The organism is Candidatus Palauibacter irciniicola (genome assembly GCF_965208695.1).
GTDB classification, from domain to species: domain Bacteria; phylum Gemmatimonadota; class Gemmatimonadetes; order Palauibacterales; family Palauibacteraceae; genus Palauibacter; species Palauibacter irciniicola.
On sequence record NZ_OZ242352.1, the window covers coordinates 2,581,049 to 2,606,505 of the forward strand.

Annotated in this window: 17 protein-coding genes; 8 read left to right on the plus strand and 9 right to left on the minus strand. The window is 67.8% G+C overall.

All coding sequences use genetic code 11. The features are described 5' to 3' along the window. Positions 1–34 precede the first annotated feature (34 nt). From ACOGI9_RS11225 to ACOGI9_RS11240, 4 genes are read right to left on the minus strand one after another with little or no spacing between them, the layout of a single operon-like run. Positions 35–1,345, minus strand: a complete 1,311-nt coding sequence (locus ACOGI9_RS11225) for a hypothetical protein (protein WP_419857208.1) — start codon at positions 1,343–1,345, stop codon at positions 35–37. Next, entirely contained in the window at positions 1,338–3,698 is a 2,361-nt protein-coding gene (locus tag ACOGI9_RS11230) for a prolyl oligopeptidase family serine peptidase (protein ID WP_419857209.1), read from the minus strand. Before ACOGI9_RS11230 ends, ACOGI9_RS11225 begins: the two co-directional genes overlap by 8 nt. After that, a complete protein-coding gene (locus ACOGI9_RS11235) occupies positions 3,689–4,372 on the minus strand; it encodes a hypothetical protein (RefSeq protein WP_419857210.1) in 684 nt (227 codons plus the stop codon). The genes ACOGI9_RS11230 and ACOGI9_RS11235 overlap by 10 nt, the downstream gene beginning before the upstream one ends. A 49-nt stretch (positions 4,373–4,421) precedes the next feature. Then, positions 4,422–5,957: an amidohydrolase family protein gene (locus tag ACOGI9_RS11240; protein WP_419857211.1), complete on the minus strand. Its 1,536-nt coding sequence runs from the start codon at positions 5,955–5,957 to the stop codon at positions 4,422–4,424. A 229-nt stretch (positions 5,958–6,186) separates the two neighbouring features. On the opposite strand from ACOGI9_RS11240, the gene ACOGI9_RS11245 reads away from it, so the two are divergent. Next, positions 6,187–7,257: a branched-chain amino acid aminotransferase gene (locus tag ACOGI9_RS11245; protein ID WP_419857212.1), complete on the plus strand. Its 1,071-nt coding sequence runs from the start codon at positions 6,187–6,189 to the stop codon at positions 7,255–7,257. A gap of 16 nt (positions 7,258–7,273) precedes the next feature. Beyond that, on the plus strand, positions 7,274–8,443 hold the full coding sequence (locus tag ACOGI9_RS11250; RefSeq protein WP_419857213.1) for a hypothetical protein: 1,170 nt from the start codon (positions 7,274–7,276) through the stop codon (positions 8,441–8,443). A gap of 10 nt (positions 8,444–8,453) precedes the next feature. Here the strand turns inward: ACOGI9_RS11250 and ACOGI9_RS11255 are convergent, their stop codons facing one another. Beyond that, on the minus strand, positions 8,454–9,233 hold the full coding sequence (locus ACOGI9_RS11255; protein WP_419857214.1) for an SDR family NAD(P)-dependent oxidoreductase: 780 nt from the start codon (positions 9,231–9,233) through the stop codon (positions 8,454–8,456). A gap of 65 nt (positions 9,234–9,298) precedes the next feature. Further along, positions 9,299–10,816 carry an amidohydrolase family protein gene (locus ACOGI9_RS11260; protein WP_419857215.1) on the minus strand — a complete coding sequence of 506 codons (1,518 nt, stop codon included), beginning with the start codon at positions 10,814–10,816 and terminating at the stop codon, positions 9,299–9,301. 178 nt (positions 10,817–10,994) lie between these two features. On the opposite strand from ACOGI9_RS11260, the gene ACOGI9_RS11265 reads away from it, so the two are divergent. From ACOGI9_RS11265 to ACOGI9_RS11275, 3 genes are all read left to right on the plus strand, one after another. Further along, positions 10,995–12,740 carry a M1 family aminopeptidase gene (locus ACOGI9_RS11265; protein WP_419857216.1) on the plus strand — a complete coding sequence of 582 codons (1,746 nt, stop codon included), beginning with the start codon at positions 10,995–10,997 and terminating at the stop codon, positions 12,738–12,740. Between the two features lie 74 nt (positions 12,741–12,814). Then, complete coding sequence (locus tag ACOGI9_RS11270; RefSeq protein WP_419857217.1) at positions 12,815–14,143, plus strand: NAD(P)/FAD-dependent oxidoreductase; 1,329 nt, start codon at positions 12,815–12,817, stop codon at positions 14,141–14,143. Continuing rightward, on the plus strand, positions 14,140–16,065 hold the full coding sequence (locus ACOGI9_RS11275) for an alpha/beta hydrolase family protein (protein WP_419857218.1): 1,926 nt from the start codon (positions 14,140–14,142) through the stop codon (positions 16,063–16,065). The genes ACOGI9_RS11270 and ACOGI9_RS11275 overlap by 4 nt, the downstream gene beginning before the upstream one ends. A 35-nt stretch (positions 16,066–16,100) precedes the next feature. On the opposite strand, the gene ACOGI9_RS11280 is transcribed toward ACOGI9_RS11275, so the two are convergent. Then, complete coding sequence (locus ACOGI9_RS11280; RefSeq protein ID WP_419857219.1) at positions 16,101–16,433, minus strand: hypothetical protein; 333 nt, start codon at positions 16,431–16,433, stop codon at positions 16,101–16,103. A 579-nt stretch (positions 16,434–17,012) separates the two neighbouring features. Beyond that, positions 17,013–18,311, minus strand: coding sequence for a pyridoxal phosphate-dependent aminotransferase (locus tag ACOGI9_RS11285; protein ID WP_419857220.1), 1,299 nt, complete (start codon positions 18,309–18,311; stop codon positions 17,013–17,015). Between the two features lie 163 nt (positions 18,312–18,474). Between ACOGI9_RS11285 and ACOGI9_RS11290 the strand changes: the two genes are divergently transcribed. Together ACOGI9_RS11290 and ACOGI9_RS11295 are read left to right on the plus strand one after the other, a co-directional pair. Then, positions 18,475–19,839 carry a M24 family metallopeptidase gene (locus ACOGI9_RS11290; protein ID WP_419857221.1) on the plus strand — a complete coding sequence of 455 codons (1,365 nt, stop codon included), beginning with the start codon at positions 18,475–18,477 and terminating at the stop codon, positions 19,837–19,839. Positions 19,840–19,856: 17 nt separating this feature from the next. Continuing rightward, positions 19,857–20,828, plus strand: coding sequence for a squalene/phytoene synthase family protein (locus ACOGI9_RS11295; RefSeq protein ID WP_419857222.1), 972 nt, complete (start codon positions 19,857–19,859; stop codon positions 20,826–20,828). Between the two features lie 15 nt (positions 20,829–20,843). On the opposite strand, the gene ACOGI9_RS11300 is transcribed toward ACOGI9_RS11295, so the two are convergent. After that, the gene (locus ACOGI9_RS11300) at positions 20,844–24,035 is read right to left on the minus strand and encodes an efflux RND transporter permease subunit (RefSeq protein WP_419857223.1); all 3,192 of its coding nucleotides are present in this window, start codon (positions 24,033–24,035) and stop codon (positions 20,844–20,846) included. Between the two features lie 282 nt (positions 24,036–24,317). On the opposite strand from ACOGI9_RS11300, the gene ACOGI9_RS11305 reads away from it, so the two are divergent. After that, positions 24,318–25,433 (plus strand): oxygenase MpaB family protein, encoded by a 1,116-nt coding sequence (locus tag ACOGI9_RS11305; protein ID WP_419857224.1) that lies wholly within the window; start codon positions 24,318–24,320, stop codon positions 25,431–25,433. The last annotated feature ends 24 nt before the right edge of the window (positions 25,434–25,457 follow it).

Here is a 25,457-nt window from a genome sequence, read left to right on the forward strand (position 1 = left end):
CTCGTTCGTCCTTGTCGCGTGGACCTGCCGTCGTTTACCAGCGGCATGCCTCCGCAGTGACGGGGGTGCCGCTCGTGCTCTCAAGCCGCAGGCGAAGCACGTAGCTAATGTCGAGCGCGTCGCGGGCGATGCCGTGGACGATGCCCCTGGGACCGACATCCATCGGGACGAGGGGGCCGCGCGGGTACGAGTAGACCTGGAGGCGCGCCGGTGTCGACACCTCGCCCCGGAAACGACCACAGTTGTCGAACAGATCCCAGGTCGGATCCTCGTCAACATCTTCGGGATGCCGTCGCACCCATAGCCAGCCCTCGGGCGACACTTCCAGGCCCGCGATCAGGGGCTTGAACTCCGATTCGTCGGAATCGTCGGGTGGGGGTGACGGAGGATTGCCGAGTTCGATAGTGCGGACGGTGTCCCCGGCGAAGGTGACCTCGTGGAAGCGCTGGACCGCCCTGTTCGCCACCCAGACGGTTTCGCCGCCTGCGAACGCCCAGACTCGCCTCGGAACAGGGACCCTGAAGGTACCGGTGACGGCGACGTTCCCGCCACTGCCCGATCGAGTCTGCACGGTACTCGTGGAGATCTGACTGTCGAACACGACAGAGTCCCGCGGCAGAACCGGGTTGGGATGCTCCGGGTATACGGGCAGACGCACGCCATAGGTGCGGCTGTGCGAAACGGTCTGATCTCCCGAAGTCGTGCGCTCGCTGACCCTCACCTGCTGATAGACGAATCCGTCGGCGTCGGCGTCGACGACTCTGCTCCGCGGGCCGCGGAACCCACCACCCACCCGACTCAGTTCGTTCCCGAGCGAATCGAAGCTCAGCTGCTGGAAGCCGTCGCCGATCCAAAGCCGGTTCGGCGGCTGGAACACGATTCTCTGCGCCGAAGAGAACTCCCGGTAGCGCACCTCACCGGGACCCTCGCCCCCGCGCGCGATGTTTCGGAGGTGCAGGCCCTCGCGGTCGAAGACGCGGACCTCCTTCGAGCCGACATCCAGCACGTAGATGTTGCCCCGCCCGTCCACGGTGACCTCGTGCACATTCCCGAACACTTCCGGCCCGGCGCCGTCCACCTCGCCGAGCCGGAGTTCCTCGACGAGGCGCCATTCGTCGGGCCCGCCGCCACGTCCCGGGGCAGCGTTCCTCACGAGGATGCGCCCGCCCTCGAGGGTGTCGACGGTCACCTCCTGCAGGGAGTGCGGGAGCAAGGGGCGCGGGGAGCCCGCACCCTGCGCGGGCCCGGGGGTCAGGCCGAGTGCGAGACCGATCGCGAGGGCGGCCCCCGTCGGGGCGGAGGCTCGAAGAAGCGCCTCGGGCAACTGCCGTCGGCTCCTATCCACGGGAGGCGCCGCGCTCGCCGGAACTGCCGCGCTCGCTGGAGACGCCGCCTTCCTCGGAGACCGGCTTGCCGATGAGTTCGAGGCCGAGGTCGCGGCCCTTCACGACGGCCGGGACGCCTTCCTCCATCCAGCGCGGGGCCGGGGCGTCGATCAGATAGTGGTCGAAGAACTGCTGCATGCGGATCGCCCAGTCCTCCTGGTTCGCCTGGCGTCCGAGCCCGTGTCCCTCACCGTTGTAGTTCAGCATGAACACGGGCAGCTCCAGCCGGCGCATGGCAACGAACATCTCGATCCCCTGGTACCACGGCACCGCGCCGTCCTCGTCGTTGTGGAGCATGAGGAGCGGCGTCCGGATCTTGTCGGCGAAGAAGACGGGCGAGTTGTGGATGTAGCGGTCGCGCTCGTCCCACAGCGTCCCGCCGATGCGGCTCTGCGTGCGCTCGTACTGGAACATGCGGCTCATCCCGCTCTGCCAGCGGATGCCGCCGTAGGCGCTCGTCATGTTCGACACGGGCGCGCCGGCCTCCGCCGCCGCGAAGACGTTCGTCTTCGTGATCATGTAGGCGATCTGGTATCCGCCCCACGAGTGGCCCTGCACGCCGACCCGGTCCGGGTCGATGAACCCCTGCGCGATGAGCGCCTGCACGCCGGGCACGACGGCGTCGAGCGCGCTCTCGCCCGGATAGCCGATCTCGTACGGGATGTCGGGGACGAACACGACGTAGCCGCGGCTCGCGTAGAAGGAGAAGCGGACCGAGGCCCGGTTCGGCAGCGGCGGCTGGTAGCTGTGCAGCCCGTCGGACATGCGCTCGTAGAAGTAGACCATGAGCGGATACTGCTGCGAGGGGTCGAAGCCGTCCGGCTTGATCAGGATGCCGTCGAGGGGCGTGCGGTCGTTCGACATCCAGTGGACGAGTTCGGCGCTCCCCCAGCGGTACTCCGCCTGCTGCGGGTTCGCGTCGCTCACCTTGCGCGCGTTCCCGAAGTCGGCGTCGCCGACCCACAGGTCCGGGAACTCGACGAACGTCTGGCGCGTCCACACGTAGCGCTCGGCGTCCTCGGCCTTCGTCGGCGACGCGTAGCGCACGTCGCCCATGACGAGTTCCTCGACCCGGCCCGCCTCGTCCGTCCGGCCGCGCGCGAACCCGGACGCCTTCGTGCCCATGTCGAACACGGAGAAGAGGACCTCGCCCTCCTCAAGGCCCTCGCCCGCGCCGCCGCCGCCGAAGCCGAAGCCGAAGAAGTTGCCGCCTCCGCCCTCGGCCACGCGCTGCACGCGGTAGCGGAGGTCGGCCTCCCTTCCCTCCGTGAGACGCACGGCAGGCTCAGCGCCGCTCGGATCGACGCGCCACACGTCGTTGCGGTCGTACACGAGCATGGCGGCGTCCCCCTCGACCCACGTCGCGCCGCCGTAGGGGGGCGGCCCCTGCGGGTGATCGTCGAGTTCGTTGTAGAAGGCGACCGGCAGACTCCCGGTCAGGCTGCGCGCGGGTCCGGAGCCGTCCATCGGCGCGGCCTTCCAGTCCCGATCCGTCTCGTCCCACCAGTACGCGTACGTCCCATCCGGCGAGAGGCTGGCGCCCCCGAAGCCGCGCACGGCCTCCACGATCATGCGGCGTTCGCCGGTCAGGACGTCCACCGCGTAGGCGTCCTCGTAGCGCCCGTCCCACGAGACCTTCTGGCGGTGCGGCATGTCGCTCGTGGCGAGGACGTAGTCGCTCATGCCGCTCTCGGGGCGCGACACGTCGGGGATGCTCGCGGTGCCCAACTGCACGACGGCGTCCCGGCCCTCGTGCGCCACCGCCAGGTAGGAGCGGTTGCGTTCGCGGTTCGCCTGCACGAGCTGCATCGGCTGCAGGTAGGGGTCGCGCCAGTTCCAGATGTCGAGCGTCACCCGGTCCGCGTCGAGGATCTCCTCGTCCGGCTCGGGTTCGGGGCGCGGCGCGGTGCCGAAGAAGAGACGATCCCCGTCCTCGCTGAACGAGACGGCCCCGTTCTCGCTGATCCACCAGCCGGCGGGCACGCCGCCCGTCTCGTGGTCCGCGACCTTCTCCGCCGCCCCGCCATCGGACCGGTAGAGGGCGAAGGACGGCTGGTCCATCTCCCATTCGTCCACGTTGCTCAGGAAGGCGAGGCGTTCGCCCGATTCGTCGAAGGCGACCTGCTCGTAGTGGCCCTCTCCGGCGAGGACCTCCACGCTCTGGCCGGTCGCCGGATCCACGAGATGGAGCCCGTCCCCGCCCTCGTCCTCGGTCGAGGCCACGTACGCGAGACCGTTCCCCGCGTCCGCGACCGTGTAGGACACGACGTCGGCGAAGCTGTGCTCCTCGCCCGTGTCGAGATTCAGGAGCACGAGCGGCGTCCCATCTTCCTTCTCGTGCCGCTTCTCGTACTCCGCGGAACGCTCCTCTCCTCCTCCTCTTCTCCCTCTTCCTCGGTCTCCTCCTCAGCGGCTTCCTCGGCCTCGGCCTCTTCTTCCTCCTCTTCTTCCTCGGGATTCTCGGACAGGAGGTACGCGACGAAGGCGCCCCCATCCTCCGGGACCCGGAAGGAATCGATGGGGCCGGCGCGCCGGACTCCGCCGTCATCTCCGGCACCGTCCGCGAACGCTTCGGCCAGGTTCACGACGGCGAGCGAGTCGCCGGGCAGATCGCCCCCGCGCGTTCCCTCGAGGCGAAGCGAATCCACCACCGCCTTCACCGGCGGCACGCGGAAGGCGAGGTGCCGCGAGTCCCGCGTGAAGGAGGGCGAGCGACCCCGGAAACGGAGTTCCGCCGAGCCGTCGCTGCGCGTGATCACGAGCGTGGGGTCGCCGTCCCAGGGCGTCAGGACGTAGGCGAGCCAGGCACCGTCCGCCGAGATCGTGCGGCCGCCGATGGAGTTCCAGCGGTACGTGTCCTCGTGATCCAGCGCCGGCTTGACCTCCTGGGCGGCCAGCGCGGCGGGCGCGAGGAGAAAGGCGGCCGCGAGTACGAACCGGCGGCGGAGACGGACGTGAGGACGGGACGGATCAGAGACCGGAAGCATCCGACGCTCCTGTTTCGGAAGTTTCGTGAGTTCTCGGAGTTTCATGAGTTCAACGCTTGAAGTAGACGGGTTCGGTCGGCAGCGCGTCGACGTCGACGATCCTGCCGGCGGCCATGACGACCGACTGTTTCCGGATGTTCGCGATGTCGGCGAGCGGGTCGGCGTCGAGCACGAGGAGGTCGGCGAGCTTGCCGGCTTCGATCGTGCCGAACTCGTCGAGCGCGCCCGCCGCAATGGCGCCGTTGCGGGTGGCGGCGACGATCGCCTCGCCCGGCGTCATCCCCAGTTCGACGAGACCCTCGATGGCGAGGATCGTCCCGATGCCGGGCTCCTGCCAGATGGGCTTGGGCGCGCGTCCGTATTCCGTCGCCACGCCCGCATAGTTGTCCGTGCCGAGAGTGGTGATGCAGCCGCCGTCGATCAGCTTCCGCGCGTTCAGGCGGCGCATCTCCGTCCCGAATCCCAGCGCCCGCTGCTCGCGGCGAATCTGGTAGCTCGTCTTCTCCCGCTCCACGGGACGCCGCAGCCGACCCCACTCGCGCGCCCGGGCTCCCTCCGCCTCGCGGGCCAGGCGTTCCTCGGCCGCCGCCCGGTTCGCCAGGTGGTTCTCCCAGGCGGGACCGGTGATCGTGTTCACGAGCATCGAGCACACGATGCCGCGGTCCACGATCTGCTGGACGAGCGCGTCCGACATCTCGCGGTTCGCGAGTACCTCGGGGTGCTGGATGAGGTCGATCCCCGCCTCGACGGAGAGCCGCAGCCCCTCCGGATTCGTGGAGTGGGTCTCCGCCATCAGGCCGCGCGCCTGCGTCTCCTCGACGATCACCCGCTGGGCCGCCGGCGAGAACCCGATCAGCGTGGGAAACGCCCAGTGGCTCGTCCCCCCGTACTTGAGGAAGTCGACGCCCTTGTCCAGGTACTCGCGGATCCTCACCCGCAGTTCCTCGGGATACAGGTCCATCAGGTCCTCGCCCGCGCCCTGGGCGATGTGGTCGGAGAACTGTTCCTCGTAGAGCGAGAGGTCGTCCTCGGGGATGAGGGCGAAGGTGATCGAATAGGGGCCGCCCCAGCCGACGATGTTGCCGGCGACCTGGAGCCGCGGCCCGATGGCCTTGCCCGACGCGATGGCGTCCCGCACCTGCTGGAGTTCCGGGAGCGCGCCGTAGCTGTCGCGGAGGTGGGTGACGCCGAACTTGAGGTGCATCTGCGCGGCCTCGAGCGTGAGTTCGGGTCCCATCAACCGGTAGAAGACGGAACTTTCCTTCCGGTCCTTGTTTCCCCCGCCGTACAGGGAGATGTGGACGTTCGTGTCCACGAAGCCGGGCGTGACGAACTTGCCGGCGCCGTCGATGACGCGCGCGCCATCCGGCACGTCGACTTCGGCCCGCGGCCCGGCGGCCGCGATGCGGTCCCCTTCCACGACAACGGTCGCATCGGCGAGAGGAGGGCCGCCATTCCCATCGATGAGGGTCGCGCCGACGATCGCGGTGGTCTGGCCAAGCAGCGGCCCGCCGCCCGGGACGAGGACGGCGAGGGAGGCCAGCGCGGCGGCGACGGAGAGAACGCGGCGGGGGGCGCGGAACATGCGGGAACCTCCTCGTTTCAGCGGGTCGTGCGTAAATTGAGACTAACAGCTTGCTCGGCTCGCGAGTAGCCGCCCGCTCCGGCGAGGTCGCCGGCGGTTGGCAGGGCGGGACGGTGCGCGTTAGGCTGTCGCATCCTGCCTATCCCGCACTCCGCCAGGGGAACGGCGCGGCATCGATGGGCAAGCCGACGACGACCGATCACAGACGACTGACTACAGGCGAGAGATAATGGCGACGATCACCACGAGATTCCCCCTCAGACACATCGAGCGCTCACGGCTCGAATCCGTCGACTTCGACAACCTTCCGTTCGGCTCGATCTGGTCGGACCACATGTTCGTGGCCGACAACATCGACGGTGAATGGACGGACGCGGAGATCCGGCCCTATGGCCCGATGCCGATCTACCCGAGTTCGAAGGGACTTCAGTACGCCGTTTCGATGTTCGAGGGGTTCAAGGCGCACATGACCCCCGGGGGCGACCTCGCCGTTTTCCGGCCGGACATGAATCAGAAGCGGTTCAACCGCACGGCGACCCGGTTCGTGATGCCGGAACTCCCGAAGGATCTGTTCTTCGACGCGATGCGGGAACTGCTCGACGTGGACCGCGGCTGGCTGCCTACCGCCGAGCAGGGCGCGCTCTACATCCGCCCCAGCTACTTCAGCACGGATCCGACGCTCAGCGTCGTGTCGGGCCGCTCCTTCCGGTTCGTCCTGATGACGGCGCCGGTCGGGCTCTACTTCACCGGGTCGGAGACGGTCAGCCTCGTGACGACGCGCAAGTTCGTGCGGGCCTTCCCCGGCGGTACCGGCGGCCACAAGCCCGCGGCCAACTACGGACCGACGATGCTGGCCTCCCAGCAGGCGCAGGCGCAGGGGTACGACAACGTGATCTGGCTCGACGGCCACGAGGGCCGGTACGTCGAGGAGTGCGGCGTGATGAACATGTGGTTCGTCATCGACGGGACCGCGATCACGCCCCCGCTCGAGGGGACGATCCTCCCGGGCGTCACGCGCGACTCCCTGATCCGGCTGTGCGCGGACTTCGGGATCCCGTGCGAGGAGCGCCGCATCTCGGTGGACGAGCTGCTGGAGGCGCACGCCGCCGGCACGCTGGAGGAAGCGTTCGGCTCGGGCACGGCCGCCACGGTCCAGCCCATCGACCGCCTCGGCATCGACGGGACGGACGTGCTGCTTCCGCAGCGCCCCGGCTCCCTCGCGGCGCGGCTCAAGGCGGAACTCCACGGCATACAGACCGGGCGGATCGAAGATCGACACGGATGGCTGTGGCGACCCTAGGGAAAGTGTCGTAGGCGTGTCTTCGGATCCCCCGTTCAAGGCCACGCTCGGGATCAGGCCCGCGTCCCGCACGGACTTCATCGACGTGCGCGCGAGGCTGGCCGAGGAGTTCGGAGCCGAGTTCGCCCGGTATCCGAAGGCGCTCTACATCTCCCACCACACGACGGCGGGATATCTGGACCAGCGGCTGGCGCAGCGGCTCGACTACGACCGCAAGAGGCTGCGGGAGTACATCAAGGTCTTCCACGAGATCTTTCCGCCCAACGCCGGATACGAGCACGATGAACTCGAGCTGCGGACCGAACTGTCGGAGGAACAAAAGGCCACGGAGCCCGAGAACGCGGACTCGCACCTGACGTTCATCTCCGCCGGGCTCCAGAGCGCCACCTCGTACGACAACGAAGAGGGCCGGCCGGTCTGGTTCGTCGATCTCGATGGCGTCCACAGGGGCGGGACGCGCAATCGGCGGACGACGGTCGTGGGATACGGTTCGGAAGAAGTCGTGGCCCAAACGCAGTTGAGCATCGAAGCTTCGCCGCGGGCGATCGATGCCATCGACCTCAGGGAGCCGGGCGCCGGTTTCGTGGATCGGCTCCAGGACCTGGTCGAGGAACACGGGATCTCGTTCGGGCGGCTCGATATCTCGCTCGCGCCGCGGGAAACCAACGCCAGCCTGACGGTGAACGAGTTCGAGCCCCTGTTGATGACGCGCGACCTCCGCGGCGCCCTCCTCAGCCCCCTGCGATTCATGGCCGATCAGGGCAAGGAGATCCTGCGAACGCCGCTGTCGCTTCCGGGCAAGGCGCTACGGCTGCCGGGGAAGGCGCTGCGGCTGTCGGGGAGAGCGCTCAACGTCGCCAAGATGGGCACGACCGTGCTGCGAACCTCTCCCGGACCCGTCATCGACACCGCCACGGTGGAGGCCGTCCACATCATGAACCGGGTCCTGGAGCGGATCGGCGTGGACGAGTCCGTGATCGCGCGCGTGCTGAACCGGGCGCTGGCGCTTCCGGTGCGCCGCTTCCAGGGCCTCAGTCGGGAGATCAGCCTGCCCGTGATCGACCGTGACGGGGATGGAAACGGCGAGATCCCGTGGGGAACCTACCAGAGCCCCATCCTCATCCAGTGGAGGGCCCCGGCGGAAACGACCCGCGAACTGGACGTGAAGCTCGTCCGCTTCGCCTAGCAGGAGGCGGTCAGACGAGGGAGCGGCCCTGTGAACCGTCCACGGCGATGCAGGCGCCGGTGATCAGGCTGGCGCGCTCGGAGGCCAGGAACGTCACGACGTCCGCCACCTCGTCGGCCCGCCCGAACCGTCCCAGCGGGAGGTTCGCCTCCACGAACTTCCGCATCCCCTCCGGGTCCGACTTCACGCGCTTGTCCCAGCTCCCGCCGGGGAACTGGATCGAGCCCGGCGCGACGCAGTTCACGCGAATGCCGTCCTTCGCGAGCTCGAGCGCCATGATCCCGGCGGCCGAGATCAGCGCCGTCTTCGTCGTGTTGTAGATCGAGAGTCCGGGGCCGCCTTTCTCGCGCCCGAAGACGGACGACACGAAGACGATCGACCCACCGCCCGCCGCCCGCATGTGGGGGATCGCCAGCCGGCTGGCCCGAAAGCCCGACAGGACGTTGAGCTGGAGGATGTCCAGCCAGTCCTGATCGCTCGTCTCCTCGAACTTCCCGCGCCGGTTGCCCCCGACGTTGTTCACGAGGACGTCCAGCGCCCCGTAGCGGTCGACCGCCGCCTCGACGAGCTGCGCCGCACCGCCTTCCTCGGCGATATCGCAGGCCACGGTGAGAACGTCCGCCACACCATCGGCACGCAGCGACTCGGCCGCTTCTTCGAGCGGATCGCGGTTGCGCGCGCACAGCGCCAGCCGCGCGCCCTCCGCCCCCAGCGCCCGCGCGATGTAGAGGCCGATCCCCCGGCTCCCGCCGGTGACCACCGCAACCTTCCCCTTCAGCATGAGATCCATGCGCGGGACTCTACCGGGCACCCACGTCAGTCGCCAGCCCTTCGCTGACTCGGCGTTCGTGGAGGCTAGCGGACGAACATGACGGGGCTTGTGGGGAGGGCACCGACGTCGATGACCTTTCCTTCCTTCATCACCATCGATTGCTGGCGGATGTTGCGGATGTCGTCCAGGGGGTTCGCGTCGAGGAGGACGAGGTCCGCGAACTTGCCGGCCTCGATCGTGCCGAAATCCTCGAGACCGCGGGCGGCGAAGGCGCCGTTGCGCGTGCCGGCCACGATCGCCTCCGACGGGGTCATGCCGAGCTCGACGAGGCCTTCGATGGCCATCAGCGTGCCGATGCCCGGTTCCTGCCAGATGGGCTTCGGCTCGCGCAGGAACTGGATGTCGGCGGCGGGGAAGTTGTCCGTGCCGAGCGTGACGATGCAGCCCGCATCGATGAGGCTCTTCGCGTTCTGGCGGCGCATGGCGTTGCCGTGGCCGAGGGCGTTGCGCTCGCGGCGCAGCTCGAACGACGTCTTCTCCCGCTCGACGGGCCGGCGCAGGCGCCCCCATTCGGCGGCCTTCCCCTCGCTGGCGAGGCGTTGCTCGGCGGCCGCGACATCCGCCAGGTGCTGCTCCCACGCCGCGCCCGTGATCGTGTTGACGAGCATGGAGCAGATCACGCCGCGCTCGCGGATCTGCGCCAGCAACTCCTCCGAATACGGCCGGCCGGCCAGGAGTTCCGGGTGCTGGATGAGGTCGATCCCGGCTTCGACGGCGAGTCGCAGGCTCTCCGGATTGGTGGCGTGCGTCTCGGCGACGAGTCCGCGCCTGTGGGTCTCCTCCACGATCACCCGCTGCGCCTCGGGAGAGAAGCCGATCATGGTCGGATAGGACCAGTGGCTGCTCCCCCCGTACTTCACGAAGTCCACGCCCTTGTCGAGGTAGTCGTTGATCGCGACGCGGAGTTCCTCCGGGTACATGTCCATGAGGTCCTCGCCGGCACCCTGCGCGAGGTGGTCGGAGAACTGCTCCTCCCACAGGGACAGATCCGAGTCGGCGATCAGGGAGAACGTGACGGAAAAGGCGCCGCCCCAGCCGACGATGTTGCCGGCGACCTGCATCCGCGGGCCAATTTCGCGGCCCTCGGCGATGGCGTCGCGTACTTCGATGAGTTGCGGGAGCTGGCCGTAGCTGTCGCGCAGGTGCGTCACGCCGTGCTTCAGGTGCATCTGCGCGGCTTCGAGGGCGATCTCCGCCCCGCGCTCCCAGTAGAAGACCGCGTTCTCCTTCCGGTGCTTCCCGAAGCCGGCGCCGTAGAGGCTCGTGTGCACGTTCGTGTCCACGAAGCCGGGCGTGAGGAACTTCCCCGCCCCGTCGATGACCCGCGCGCCATCGGGCACGACGGTCGAAGCGCTCGGTCCCACCGAGACGATGCGAGCGCCTTCCACCACAACGGTGGCACCCGGCAGGGGTTCTCCGCCGTTCCCGTCGATGACCGTGGCCCCGACGATGGCGACCGTCTCCTGCGCGGTCGCGTTGGATGGCACCCACGCGGTGATCAGCCCGGCGGCGAGCAAGAGGGTGAATCGTCGAATCGACATGGGACGACCTCCTTCGTGAAGCAGACTGTCGGAGCGTAAGGATCGGTTCCGAAAGCCGTCAATCGGTGTGACAGGTCCGACTTCAGCGTGCGCGCCCCGCTCGCGGGAGGGAGGTGCGGGGAGTGGGCGTTGCGGTGCAGGTTGGGGGCGGACGCGGAACTGCTGCTACGAGGTGCCGATGAAATACGCCCTGTCGCTCCTGCTGGTCTCATCGTTCGCGTTGGGTTCGTCCCACGACGGGTTTCGCCAGGCTCCGGAACCGGGCGGGGTCGGGCCGGAGCCGTCCCGGGGGCCGTCTTCGGAACGGATGGCGCTGGACACGTATCCGAAGAACCCGGCCATCGATGCGCTCAACTATGCGTTCGCGCTCACGCTGAGCGACGAGACGGACATGATCTCGGGCGAGGCGACGATCGATCTCCGCTTCCTCGAGGCGGGAATCGATGAGGTGCGGCTGGATCTGATCGAGCAGAATGCCGACGGGACCGGCATGCGCGTGGAGGCGGTGACGGGAGCGGACGGCCCGCTGGCGTTCGACCACCGGGAGGACGCGCTCTTCATCGCGCTCGCGAGTCCCACGGAGGCCGGCGAGCGGCGTCAGATCACGGTCGCGTACGAGGGCCTGCCCGCCACCGGTCTCATCATCGGGCCCAACAAGCACGGGGACCGGACCTTCTTCAGCGACAACTGGCCCAACAAGGCCCGGAACTGGCTGCCGACGATCGATCACCCGTACGACAAGGCGACGAACGAACTCATCGTCACGGCGCCGGCCCACTACCAGGTCATCTCCAACGGACTGCTCATCGAGGAGACCGACCTCCTGGACGGCACGCGCCGCTCACACTGGAAGCAGTCCGTCCCGATCGCGACCTGGCTGTACGCGCTCGGGGCGGCCCGCTTCGCCGTGCAGACCGTGGACTACTACAACGGGATGCCGATCCAGACGTGGGTCTACCCGCAGGATCGCGACGCCGGCTTCCATGACTTCGCGGTGCCGACGAAGCAGGCGATGGAGTTCTACGGCGACATGGTCGGCCCCTACTCCTACGAGAAGCTGGCGAACGTGCAGTCGAACAGCGTCGGAGGCGGCATGGAGGCGGCCACCGCCATCTTCTACGGCGACGCCTCGGTCACGGGCGAGCGGGACGTGCGCTGGCGGAACGTGATCATCCACGAGGTGGCGCATCAGTGGTTCGGGAATTCCGTCACCGAATACGACTGGGATGACGTCTGGCTGAGCGAGGGGTTCGCGACCTACTTCACGCTCCTCTTTATCGAACATCAATACGGGCAAGACGAGTTCATCGAGCGGTTGAAGGTGAGCCGCGACCGCATCCGGGACTTCATGTTGGTGAACCCGGACTACCGGATCGTCCACGACAATCTCTCGGACATGGGCCTGGTCACGAGCGGGCCGGGGACCTACCAGAAGGGGTCGTGGGTGCTGCACATGCTGCGCGGGGTCGTCGGGGAGGACGCGTTCTGGGCCGGGATCCAGGCGTACTACCGGGAATTCCGGAACCTGAACGCGACGACGGCGGATTTTCGGCGGGCGATGGAGGAGGCGTCGGGCCTCGATCTGCGGACGTTCTTCGACCAGTGGCTCTACCGCGGCGGGTGGCTGGAGTTCGAGGGCGGCTGGAGCTACGACGAGGCGGCGGGGGCGATTCACATCGATCTCCGGCAGACGCAGGACGAACGCTACACATTCCGCATGCCGGCGGAGATCGCGATCCACCTTCCCCCGGATGGCCCGATCGAGGGCGGCGTGCACGGGGGCGTTCGGCCGCCTCGAGTCGAAGTGATCGACGTCGATGGACGGCAGGGCCGGTTCACGATCCCCGTCCCGGCGGAGCCGCTCGACGTCGTCTTCGACCCGAACACGTGGCTTCTCATGGACGCGGACTTCGAGCGCCGGTAGCACAGCGCGACGGGCGGCCGCCCTGTTGTTACTTTGACGCCGCATTTGACTCGCTTCGGAAGGGGACGCGCCACTTGGCGATCGATCGACGGGAGTTCCTGAAGAGCGCGACGGCCGGGGCGGCTGCGGCCGGGCTGTCGCTCGGCGGCTCATCCCCCGTTCCGGGCGCTCCGCCGCCTCCTCGCTCGGTGCCCGTGCGACGCCCCGCCGGCCAACCCCCGGACATCGTCGTAGTCGGAGCCGGGAACTTCGGGATCTGGACCGCGCTGAACCTCGTCCGACTCGGGGCCACGGTCACCGTGCTCGACGCCTACGGCCCCGGCAACTCGCGCTCCACCTCGGGCGGGGAAACGCGCGGCGTCCGGTCCTCCTACGGCGGGCGTCCCGAGGGCTTCGTGTGGAATCGCTGGGCCAACGAGGCCATCCGCCGCTGGATCCAGTGGGATGAGGAGGGACAGGAACTCCTCCTGCCGCGGGTTTTCTACCAGACGGGCGATCTCATACTCCGTGAGGAGTTGGTCCCCTATCTCGAAGACACGATGGCCCAGTGGGACCGGCTCGGGGTCGACTACGAGCTGCTCGACGTAGACGAGATCAACTACCGCTGGCCCTGGATCCGGACCGAGGAGGGGATCTCCCTCGGACTCCATGAACCCAACGCGGGTGTCGTGCGGGCGCGGCGGGCCATCGAGTCGGTGGCGAAGCGGTTCGAGATGGAGGGGGGCGAGATCCGGATCGCGCGCGCGGCTCTCGGGGGATCGGACGGTCGCCGGCTGAACGACGTGACGCTCGGCGGCGACGAATCTCTGGCGGCCTCGACGTTCGTGTTCGCGGTGGGGCCGTGGATGGGGAAGACGTTCCCGGAACTGTTCGGGGACCGGATCCGCATCCCCGTGGGCAACGTCTTCTACTTCGCCGTGCCGGACCGGCGTTTCATGTTCCCCAACATGCCGAGCTACGGCGTCCCGGGCTGTACCGGGTGGCCGGCGCTGGGCCCGGACCACCGCGGCTTCCGCGTGCGGGTCGGCGGGCAGGCCGGCGACGATCCGGACACGAGCGACCGCTGGGTGCCGCCGGAGGCCCACGAGCGGCCGCGCCAGGTCCTCGAGCGCTACTTCCCCGACCTGGTGGGCGCGGCGGTCAACGAGACGCGCGCCTGCCATTACTGCTTCGGTCCCAGCCGCAACTTCCTCATCGACCGGCATCCCGACTTCGACAACGTGTGGCTCGCGGGCCTGGGGACGGCCGAGTCCTTCAAGCAGGGGCCGGTGCTCGGCGAGTACATCGCCAAGCGCGTTCTGGAGATCGAGGACGACCCGGAACTGGCCGAACAGTTCAGGTTCTCGCTCGAGGGGCCCGAAGGCGGAGAGTTGGATCCGAACCTGGAGGATCTGGGCGGTTGAGCGAACGGCGCCTTCTCCCGACGGCGGCTCTGGCGTGGATTGTCGCCGCGGCTGCGGTCGCGGGCTGCTACGGTCCGCTGCAACTCACGCCGTCGGATCACGCCACGGTCCTCGCCGAGCAGTCGCTGGACGCCGACCACCCCGCCCTTCCCGGGCCCTACCCTGTCTCGCGCCTCTACTACGGGAGCGGCACGGACAAGCGCCGGCCCGAGTACCGGGACTCCGTGTCGATCGTGACGGAGACGGTCGACGCCTCGAAGCTCGTCTCTCTCGGCCAGTCCGCGAGCGAGCGGAACGGCTACTGGGGCTTCACGCCGAAGGAATTCCCGATCAACGGACGCGCATGGTATCCCGAGGGGGAGGGCCCCTTCCCGCTGGTCCTCATCGTCCACGGGAACCACGACATGAGGGACTTCTCCGACCCTGGATACGGCTATCTCGGCGAGTTGCTCGCCAGCCGGGGCTACGTGTTCGCCTCCGTCGACATGAATTTCATCAACGGCGGCATCCGCAACGAGAACGACGGGCGGGGGTGGTTCCTTCTCAAGCACATCGACGCCTTCAAGGAATTCGCGGCGGACGAATCCACCCCGTTCCACGATAAGATCGACTTCGACCGCATCGCCCTCATCGGCCATTCCCGGGGGGGCGAAGCGGTTGGCCATGCCGCGGCCTTCAACCGGTTGTCCCGGTATCCGGACGACGCTTCCCTCGAGTTCGACTTCAATCACGGGATCCGCGGCATCATCGCCATCGCCCCGGTGGACGGTCAGTACCTGCCCACCGGCAGGCTCGTCCCGGTCGAGAACGTCAACTACATGGTGTTCCACGGCTCGCACGACGGGGATGTGACGAGCTTTCACGGCTTGCGCCTCTATAATCGCCTGTCGTTCACGGATGGTGGCGACTACTTCAAGACCGCCATCTATATGTACCGGGCCAATCACGGACAGTGGAATACCGTCTGGGGGAACAAGGACAACGGGCCGCGGAGCGCGCGGCGCCTCGACTTGCGGGGACTCATAGACGGAGAAGCGCAGAGGGAGTTCGGGAAGATCTATATTTCCGCCTTTCTCGAGACCACGCTTCGCGACCGCCCCGACTACATGCCGATGTTCCGGGACCATCGCACGATCGGGGGCTGGTTGCCGGAGACGATGTACATCACGCAGTTCGAGTCGAGCAGCTTCCGGGCGCTCGCGTCGTTCGAGGAGGACATCGACCTCACCACGGGCACGGCACCGGGTGTGACGCTGGAGGGAGATTCGCTCGGGACGTGGCGGGAGAACCTCCTGGACCTGCGCTCACGGAACCGGCCCACGACGTCGAGTTCGCAGGGCAACAACGCGCTCCGGCTGGGCTGGAACAACCGCGTCGCCGGCGACGGGGACGCGGTGGGGACGCCCGCCAGCTACGGCATCTCTTTGCCGGACGGATTGGCCGCGGAGTGGGGTCTGAGCGCAGCCTCGCGGCTGAATCTGCAGCTCGGCGCCGTGGAGGGTCGTCCCTCGCCGAGAAGGCCGGAAGGTGGCGACGAGCCACAGGCCGGCGGGGGGGAGGACGAGGCAGAGGCCGGCGGCGGCGATGCCGGTGGAGACGACGCCGGGCGGGACGGGAACGACGAACCCGTGGACCTGTCCGTCGTCGTGACGGACGCCGACGGCAAGTCGGCGGGCGTGCGGCTGTCGGACTACGGGCCCATCCGGCGACCCCTCGAGACCGTCGTGCGGCGCCGCAACGACGCGGAATCGTTCGACAACCAGTGGGAACTCGTGCTCCAGTCCTTCTCCATCCCGCTGGCGGACTTCGTCGAGGCCAATCCCTCGTTCGATCCCGCCCGGCTCGACGAGATCCGCCTCCTCTTCGACCGCACCGCGGCCGGCACCGTCGTCGTGGACGACATCGGCTTTTCCGGAAGCTGAGGGATCGGAGGCGAAGGACGCGACCTGGTGTAGCGTCAGCGGAAACTGAGGCCGAAGCGGTGGGCGTTTCCGTCCACGTCGAAGGCCTGGAAGGCGTACTCCAGGGTCAGGGCGTCGCCCGTGAAGGCGAGGCCGAAGGTGAACGGGCTCCTCTTGTCCTCCACCACGCGCTGGAGTCCGGCACGGAGGCGGAACGTGTAGCCCTGAACCGGCCAGTACGAGACCTCGACGCCGCCCGCCGGAATGATCTCGCCGTCCCGGCGCCGGGCGACCTGGCTGGTGAGGAACATGTCCAGCTCCCCGACCTCGAAGCTCTCCGTCGAGATGCCCAGGGTCAGTTGCGTGGGGAACTCTGAGTTCCCGCCCACTGTGGGTCAGATCCGACCCCAGGTTGCGGGCGGCGATGCTGACCATCGTCGGGCCGAATCCTCGCGCGACGCCGACATCCAGCAGCGTCGCTCGCTCCGTCCGGCCGAGGTACTGGTACTCGAGGTGCTTCGCCACGATTCCCGCACCGACCGCACCGAAGAGTTCTCGAGCGTAGCCAAACGATACGACGAACTCGGTCAGCGGCGGGCCATCTCCCTTGAGGGCCGGAAACTGGAGGTTCGGCGTTTCGGGGAATCGTTCGGTGTTGTAGCGGAAGTACTGCAGGCCTACGGCAAAATCCCCAAGTCCTATGGATCCGGCTCCCGCGAGCGTCGCCAGCGTTCCCTCGGAACCGTAACGCTGGAGGCCCGCCGCCAGACCGTCGATGCGGTCGATCAGGGCGGGCGCGTAGAAGATCAACTCGGCCCCGCTGCCGAGCAGGTAGGGGGCGTTCCCGTAGGACGCGGCTTCGACGCCGGCGGGAGCCTCGAACACGAGTCCGGCGTATCCAGCGAAGCGAGACTGGGCCTCCGCCGCACTCGCGCCGATGGCCAGCCAAAGAGCTACGACGGCGGGCCTCAGTCCCACAGGCGCTCCGTCGCCAGGAACTCCCGGAACCCGTCCGGGTCGTCCGCGGCGCGCTCGATGCGGGCCACGCCGCGCTCGATGTCCTCCATGCTGTTCGCGATCGAGATGCGGAGGAAGTTCTGCCCCTCGGAGCCGATGCGGCAGAACGAAGCCCGGTCCATCGTGGCCACGCCGTACCGGTAGAGCAGAAACATCTGCAGCATCCCCGACGGCGTCGTCCGCGCACGGGACTTCGGGGGCATGGCGTCGTGCGCCTCGAACACTCCCAGCCGCTCGCACATGCCGGACACGTTCGGGAAGACGTAGAACGCCCCCTTCGGCAACCGGCAACTCAGGCCCTCGATCGCGTTGAGCGCGGGCACGATGAAGTCCCGCCGCCGCTCGAACGCCCCCACCATGTGCGCCACGACGCCGGCCGTCTCCGGGTCCTCGTACGCCGCCCGTCCCCCCTCCTGCAGGAACGGCGGCACGCACGACATGATGTTGATGTTCAGATTCTTGAAGACGTCGGCCTCCTCCGGCGTCGGCAGGACGGCCCAGCCCAGGCGCCACCCCGTCATGGCGAAGCCCTTCGAGTGGCCGCTCGCGATGACCGTCCTCTCCGCCATGCCCGCGTGCGACGCGATGCTCTGGTGCTCCAGGCCGTCGAAGAGAATGTGCTCGTAGATCTCGTCGGAGTAGATCCGGACGTCCGGGTGACAGCGTTCGCGGATCACCGCCGCGATGCCCGCAAGATCTTCGGCCGACAGCACGCCCCCGGTCGGATTCGACGGCGAGCAGAGGATGATGAGCCGGGTGCGCTCGGTGAGGAGCGCCCCGAGGTCGTCCGCCGTGAACGCGAAGCCCTTCTCCTCCGAGAGGTGCAAAGGCACCGGACGCGCACCGACGAACGTGGCCCACGACTCGTAGATGGGGAATCCCGGACTCGGGTAGACGACCTCATCGCCCCGGTCCACGTAGGTCTGGAACGTGTAGCCGATGGGCGGCTTGGCCCCGGGCGTGACGACGACCTGATCCGCCCCCGCGTCGATGCCGCGCGTGGCCGAAACGTGGCGCGCGATCGCCGCGCGGAAGGACGGGAGTCCCGCGGCGTCGCAGTACCCGGAGTTCCCGGCCTCGAGTTCGGCAACGGCAACCGCATTCAAGTGCGGCGCGCTGCGGAAGTCCGGCGCCCCGATGTTGAAGCGGATGACGTCCATCCCCCGATCCAGACAGACCTGGATGTCATCGTTGACCTTGAACGCGTTCTCCGTCCCCAGATCGGCCAGACGCCGCGCTAGAATGGGCATGCCCGATAATGTCCCTGGGCCCCCATCCGGTGCCAGTGGACCGGTCGGATTCATTTGATGCCCCCTTAGCGGACACGTACGATGCGTCCATGACGACGGAGAAGACGATGACCGACTCGTCTGGGCCGTATCGGCACGGAATTCAAGACACCTCGGAGGATCCATGTATCGAAACGCCGTGACGGGTCGGATCGCGTGCGCCGGACTCTGGGCGGCGTTGCTGCTTCCTCTGCTTCCGGTATCCGCTGACGGGCAGGAGGCGCGGCGGCGGTGGGAGCGGGTGAACCAGATGCGGCGCGAGAAGTTCGATGTCGTGCTGCCCGAGGTCATGCGCGAGAACGGGATCGACATGTGGATCACGATGCGCCGGGAGGGGCTCGACGATCCGCTCACCCCCGATTTCGGCCCCGGGTATGTGAACCCCATCGGCTACTACGTCTTCACCGACCGCGGTGGAGACCGGATCGAACGCGCCGCCCTGGGAATCGGCGGATACCTGCTGGCCGGCAACGGCGCCTACGATATCGTCACCGGCAACTTCGACCTTCGGGAGTTCGTCGCCGAGCGGGACCCGGAGCGGATCGGCCTCAACATGGGATCGAACATCGGCGCGGCGGACGGACTGTCCCATACCGGTTACCAGCACCTCGCGGAGACGCTGGGCGAACCGTGGGCGTCGCGGTTCGTCTCCGCCGAGAAGCTCGTGTCCGATTTCAGATCGCGCCGCGTCGCTTCGGAGATCGCGGGGTTCGCCGAGGCGGGCGAGATCTCGCGAGAACTCGCGGAGCGGGCCCTCTCGAACGAAGTCGTCACGCCCGGCGTCACGACGCTCCGGGATGTGGCGTGGTGGCTCATGGACCGGCTGCTCGAACGCGGGCTCGGCTCTTCCTTCGGCTTCCCGTCGATCTACATCACGGGGCCCGACGGCATCGAGGCGACGTCCAGCGACCGGATCATCCAGGGCGGCGACGTCATGATGATCGACTGGGGCGTCTGCCACCTGAACTTCTGCACGGACATGAAGCGCGTCGCCTACGTGCTGCGGCCGGAGGAGACGGAGGCGATGCCGGGAGTGCAGAACGCGTTCGACCGGGCGATCGAAGCGCGGGAAGTGTCGCGCCGCGCGATCCGGCCCGGCATCACGGCGCGCGAGAACATGGACCGGATCGGCGCCGCGCTCACGGCGGCCGGATTCAATCCCATTCCCTTCAACCAGCCCACCGATGGGCCGCAGACGGACGTGACCTGGGAGGGACACCACTCGGTCGGCAACCTCGGACACGGAATCGGCCCGTCGATCGCGACATGGAACCCGCGCCGCCTCACCTTCGAGGTCGTGCCGACGAATCTCCTCGCGATCGAAATGTTCGCGTACACGGCGGTTCCCGAGTGGGGGGGCGCGAAGTTGCGCGTGCCGCTGGAGGACGATGCGGTGGTCACCGAACGGGGCGCCGAGTGGCTCTACCCCGCGAACAGCCGCCTCCTCCTCATCAAGTCCGATCCGGCTGCCGGGCGAACGGTCTCTTGACCGGGAGCTCTCCTGGGATGGCCCCGCTTCACGAGCTTCTCGTGCGCGCGAGCCGCACGTTCGCGGTCGGCATCGAGATCCTCCCGCCTCCGCTGCGGGGCGAGATCATGGTGGCCTACCTGCTGCTGCGCGTTTCCGACTACCTGGAGGACAATCAGGAAATCGCGGGGGACGAAAAGGTCCGCCTGCTCGAAGCGTGGCGGCGCGTGCTCGGCGGGGGTCCGGGACGCACGGCTCTCATCGATCGCCTGGGAGAGGCCGCGGAAGACACGCCGGACGCGGCCGTGGCCCGGCACGCGGCGCACGTTCTCGAAGGCCTCGACCGCCTGGCGCCCGAGGCCCGCGAGATCATCGTGCGCCGTGTGCGCGAATCCAGCGCCGGGATGGCACGATGGACGGAGCGGGGCTCGGAATTCGGGACCGAAGAGGATCTCGACGACTACATGCACGAAGTCGCCGGGCGGGTGGGCCATCTGCTGACGGAACTGTTCGCCAGTCGGCTGTCGGGCGTCGGAAAGGACCGTGCGCGAATGATGGCGCTGGGGAGAGAGTTCGGCCTCGCGCTGCAGACGGTCAACGTGATCAGAGGGCTGCACGAGGACCGGCATCGCGGCTGGGTATACGTGCCCACCTCCTTCCTCCCCGCCGGCATGGATCCGGGCGAGCTGTTCGAGCCCGCGAACCACGCGGCGGCGATGACGGTGCTCGAGCGGCTCGTGGAGAAGGCGGACCGACACCTGGCGGCGGCCCGGAGCTACCTGCGGATGATCCCGAGACGGTACCACCGGGTGCGCCTCTTCTGCCTGCTCCCGCTGCTCTTCGCGGTGCGGACCCTGGCCATCAGTCGGACGAATCCGGAGGTGCTGGACCGGGAGACGAAGATGTCCCGCCGTGAGGTCCTCGCGATCACGCGCCGCGCGAAGCTCTTCGGCTTCTCCAATCGGTGGATCGCGCGGTACTGCCGCCAGCTGGCCGCGCGGGGCGCCTGACGAGCTTCGCGGCCCCTACCGCGCCAGCCGCCAGCGCGCCCGCCACGCCTCGATGTTGTACTGCGTCATCACCAGCGCCGGCACGACGACCATGAGGAGGATCGTGGCGATGAACACGCCGAAGCCGACGGAGGTCGCCAGCGGCACGAGGTGCTGAGCGTAGGTACTCGTCTCGAACACGAGCGGGGCCACGCCCAGGAATGTAGTGATCGACGTGAGCATGATCGCCCGGAATCTCTCCTTGGCTCCGCTGATGATCGCGTCCGCGGGTTCCAGACCGGAGTCCCTCAGGTCGTTGATGAACCGGATCATCATGAGGGAGTCGTTCACGACCACGCCGAAGACGCCGACCAGCCCGTACAGCGACCACAGTCCCCAACTGAGACCGAGGAGCATGTGGCCGGCCAGGGCACCGATCGCGCCGAGCGGGACGGCGGCCATGATGATGAGGGGCTGCGTGTATGAGCCGAAGGGGATCGCCATCAGGCTGTACATGATGAGGAGAGCGAGGATGAGCGAGCGGCCCAGCACGGAGATCGCGTGATCCTGCTCCTTTCTCTGGCCGCCGTACGTGTAGGTGAGATCCGGGTTCTCGCTCGTCAGTCGCGGGAGAACGTCGTTGTCCAGCCTGGCGTTCACCTGCTGGCCGGTGGCGATGCGCGGGTCCACGTCCGCGGTGATCGTGACGGCGCGGCGTCCGTCGACCCGGTGAATGGCGGCTGACGAGCGGGAGAATCCGGCGGACGCGATCTGACCCAGCGGCACCTCCCCGCCCGGCGTGCGGACGAGGTAGTTCTCCACATCCGCCGCGGAGTTGCGCTCTTCCTCGGGAAGCCGGACCCACACCCGCATGTCTTCGCGGCCCCGGGGCACCCTGAGCGCTTCCGCCCCGAAAAAGGCCGAGCGCACCTGCGTCGCGAAGCGGTCGAGCGTCAGGTTCAGGGAACGGCCCTCCGGATTCAACTCCAGCTGAAGTTCCCGGAACCCTTCATCGAGATTGCTCCGGACGTCGAAGGTCCCCGCCATGTCGGTCAGTTCGGTCGTGAATGCGCCGGCAATGGCCTCCAGGCGGTCGGGATCCGGATGGGACAGTTCGTAGTGAACGGGCAGCCCCAGACCCAGGAGGTTCGATGAGATCGAGAGCGACTTCACTTCGGCGGGGATCCCGACTTCTTCTCTCCACACCCGTTCGAAATCGGAAGCGGCGATGCCCCGGCGGTCCCAGTCCTGGAGCTTGAACTGCACCGTGCCGAGGTGGCCGCGAGCCGCCTCCACCGCGTCGCCTCCGAGAGGATCGTACAGCGCCGCCAACTCGCCCACCGTGACGGCGACGTCGAACTCCAGCGGATCCTCGCCTTCGCCGCCCTCATCCGAGAGACGGGACACGGCCCGATGTCCCGCGGCTTCGACTTCCGCGACGATCCGGGCCGTGCGTTCGGCCGGCGTACCCGTCGGCATCTCCAGGTTCGCCGACACGACATCGCCCTCGATCGGCGTGATGAACTGGTTGGGCACGAGCCCCGACGCCACGGCCCCCAGCGAGATCACGAGCAGGCCGGCCGCCGCGGCGAGGACGATGGAGGGCTGCTCCGTCGCCAGGCGGAGTCCACGGTCGAGGGGACCGTCCGCGATGCGCTTCATGATCCGGTCCACGGCCCCCTGCGCCCGGTGCAGCATGCGCTGGGAGGCGCCGGATCTCCGCACGCCGGGAGGGGCCAGGTGGGACAGGTGATTCGGGAGAATCAGCAGCGATTCCAGCAGCGAGATCACGAGCACCGCGATCACCACGAGCGGAATCCCGCGCCCGAGTTCCCCCTGCGGGCCGGGCGCGTTCAGCAGCGCGGCGAAGGCCGTGATCGTCGTGAGAACGGAGAATATGACGGGAGTGCTGACGCGGCGCGTGCCGCGAATGGCGGCCGCGAGGCCCCTGTGGCCGCGCTCTCTCTCGGCGAAGATGCTCTCTCCCACGACGATCGCGTCGTCCACGACGATGCCCAGCGCCAGCACGAGCGCCATCAGCGAGAACATGTTGATCGAGATGCCCAGGAAGCCCATCACGAGGAAGGCGCCCATGAACGAGACCGCCAGACCCACGGCCACCCACATCGCGAGCCGGATTTCCAGGAAGAGCGCCAGCGCGAGGAAGACGAGCGCGAATCCGATCAGGGCGTTCTCCGTCATGAGACCGAGACGCCCGCTGACTTCCTCCGAATCATCCTTCCACAGGTCCACCGAGACGCCCTCGGGCAGGGTCGGCACGACTTCGACGTCGAGATACCGCTTTACGGCTTCGGCGATGTCGAGCACCTGCTCGTCGGAGGTCCGGTACACGTCGACCCGCACCGCGGTCTGCCCGTTGTAGCGCACGCTCAGATCGGTGTCCGCGAATCCGTCCCGTACCGTCGCGATCTCGCCGAGGCGAACCGACGTGCCGTCCGGCCGGCCGAGGAGGATGATCTCCTCGAAATCCACCTGTTCGTAGTTCTGTCCCAGCGTGCGGACGAGAATGTCCTCGCCGCTGGTCGACACCCTGCCGGCGGACAACTCGAGCGAACTCTGCCGCACCGCGAAGGCGACGTCGTCCAGGGTCAGGCCGAGGGCGCGAAGCCGCCTCAGGGGCACCTCGATCGAGATCTCGTACGGACGGGCGCCGCTGATCTCGGCCAGCGACACCTCGGGAAGGGCGGAGAGTCCCTCCTCGATGCCGTATGCCAGCTCCTTGAGCGTGCGCTCCGGCACATCGCCGTACACGAGGAGACGAATGACGCTCTGCCGACTCGTGATCTCGCGGACCTCGGGCCGCTCGGCGGCGGCCGGAAAGGTCGGAATACGGTCGACTTCGGCCTTCACTTCGTTGAGGGCGCGGTTGACGTCCGTCCCCGAATCGAACTCCGCGATAACCGACGCGAGCCCCTCGGACGCGGTGGATTCGACCCGGCTCAGGCCGTTCACCGCCCGGATCTGCTCCTCGATCCGGCGGACGATGGATTCCTCGACCTCCTCCGGAGCGGCGCCGGGATAGGGGACGACGATCTGGACGCGGTCCAGGGAGAAGTCGGGCAGGACTTCCTGCACCAGGTTCCGCGCCGAGACCAGTCCGGCGAGGACGAGAAACAGCATGACCACGTTCGCGGCGATGCCGTTCCTCGCCATGAAGCCGATGGGGCCCCGGGTACTCCTTCGGTCGACGTGACCCTCGTCACTCACACGGTGCTCCTCCGTGATGTGTCCCACCTCCCCTCAGCCCGACTTCGCCGCCACGGGCTGCTAACGGTTTACGCGGCGCGCGGTCGATTCGCCAGAGCGCCGGGCGAACGGCGGCCGGGGAGTCGCGCCCCGAAACTTTTGCCAATCCGTGTGCGGAGGTATTCTCTACGGTTGAAATAGTATTCTCTTCGGTTAAATGGAGAGGCCGAGACTGACACTCATATGAGGATTCCGTCCAGCTACGCTGACGGGTACGAGGCGGCGCGGGCTGTCGACGCCCGTATGGCGGACGATTTCATCCGCCATACGACCATCGGCGATCCCCTTGCCGATCGCGTCGTCGAGGATCTCGCGGCCATGTTTTCCCCCCACGAGGTGCACCCGCTCATCGCTTCGGCCCTGCGGGATCCGCTTCAGTTGCCGGACGGCCTGCCCGACTCTCTCAGGGAGTTGGTGAGCGAGGTATCCGTCATTCCGGACTGGTACGATCCGAAGCTGGCGCAGGCGGCCACGCGCGGCTTCATCCGCAATTCGAACATCATTCCGGCAGCCCTGGCCGGAGCCGCGATCGTGGAAGGCTTCTCGACGCTGATCAGCAAGTCTTTCCGGATTCGGGGCCGCATCACGCAGAACGGCGTTCGCCGCCTCCGGCAGAACCTGCTGCACCTGGCCGATCAATATCTCCCCGGCGGGATGGAGCCGGGCGGAGATGGGTGGCGACTGACGCTTCGGATCCGACTGGTGCATGCGCAGTCGAGGATGCTGCTCAAGGATTCCGACGAATGGGATGCGGCGGCACACGGCCTGCCGATCAGTGCTGCCAATATCCTGCTCGCTTCGACCACGTTCTCCGCACGTCTCCTCCAGCACGCCAGGCGCCTCGGCGCCAAGTTCAGCGACATGGAGTGGGAGGGCTACGTCCACGTGTGGAGGTATACCGCGTGGATCATGGGCGTCCCGGAGGCGATTCTCTTCGAGGACTACGACGACGCGCGCCGCAGATTCGAGATCGGGATGTTGTGCGAGCCCCCCCCGGACGACGATGCCATCATCATGGCAAACAGCATCGTCAACAGCGCTCCGCTCCTGCTGGGCGTGAAGGACCCGAAGGAACGGCGGCCCTTCGCCACGTTCATCTACCAGGTGTGCCGGGAACTGGTCGGAGACGAACTCGCCGATCAGTTCCTGTTCCCCCCATCCAAGAGGGTCCGACAGGTTCCGCTGCTGTGGCTGAAGCACCGGCTGAGGAGGGTGGCACTCGAGCGGATTCCGGGATTCCACAAACTCGACTCGGGGTACGACTACATGGAGATGCTCGACATCTCCAACGTGGGAGACTTCGAGCAGTCCTACAGCCTGCCCACCACGGTCCACGACGAAGCGTCGCGTCCCTGGTAGGCGCCGTTACCCCCTCGTAGGCGC

Coding starts and splice junctions, on each gene's coding strand:
- ACOGI9_RS11235 (WP_419857210.1), bottom strand. CDS start 4,372: ATGCTTCCGGTCTCTGATCCGTCCCGTCCTCACGTCCGTCTCCGCCGC.
- ACOGI9_RS11240 (WP_419857211.1), bottom strand. CDS start 5,957: ATGTTCCGCGCCCCCCGCCGCGTTCTCTCCGTCGCCGCCGCGCTGGCC.
- ACOGI9_RS11245 (WP_419857212.1), top strand. CDS start 6,187: ATGGCGACGATCACCACGAGATTCCCCCTCAGACACATCGAGCGCTCA.
- ACOGI9_RS11255 (WP_419857214.1), bottom strand. CDS start 9,233: ATGGATCTCATGCTGAAGGGGAAGGTTGCGGTGGTCACCGGCGGGAGC.
- ACOGI9_RS11260 (WP_419857215.1), bottom strand. CDS start 10,816: ATGTCGATTCGACGATTCACCCTCTTGCTCGCCGCCGGGCTGATCACC.
- ACOGI9_RS11265 (WP_419857216.1), top strand. CDS start 10,995: ATGAAATACGCCCTGTCGCTCCTGCTGGTCTCATCGTTCGCGTTGGGT.
- ACOGI9_RS11285 (WP_419857220.1), bottom strand. CDS start 18,311: ATGCCCATTCTAGCGCGGCGTCTGGCCGATCTGGGGACGGAGAACGCG.
- ACOGI9_RS11290 (WP_419857221.1), top strand. CDS start 18,475: ATGTATCGAAACGCCGTGACGGGTCGGATCGCGTGCGCCGGACTCTGG.
- ACOGI9_RS11295 (WP_419857222.1), top strand. CDS start 19,857: ATGGCCCCGCTTCACGAGCTTCTCGTGCGCGCGAGCCGCACGTTCGCG.
- ACOGI9_RS11305 (WP_419857224.1), top strand. CDS start 24,318: ATGGCGGACGATTTCATCCGCCATACGACCATCGGCGATCCCCTTGCC.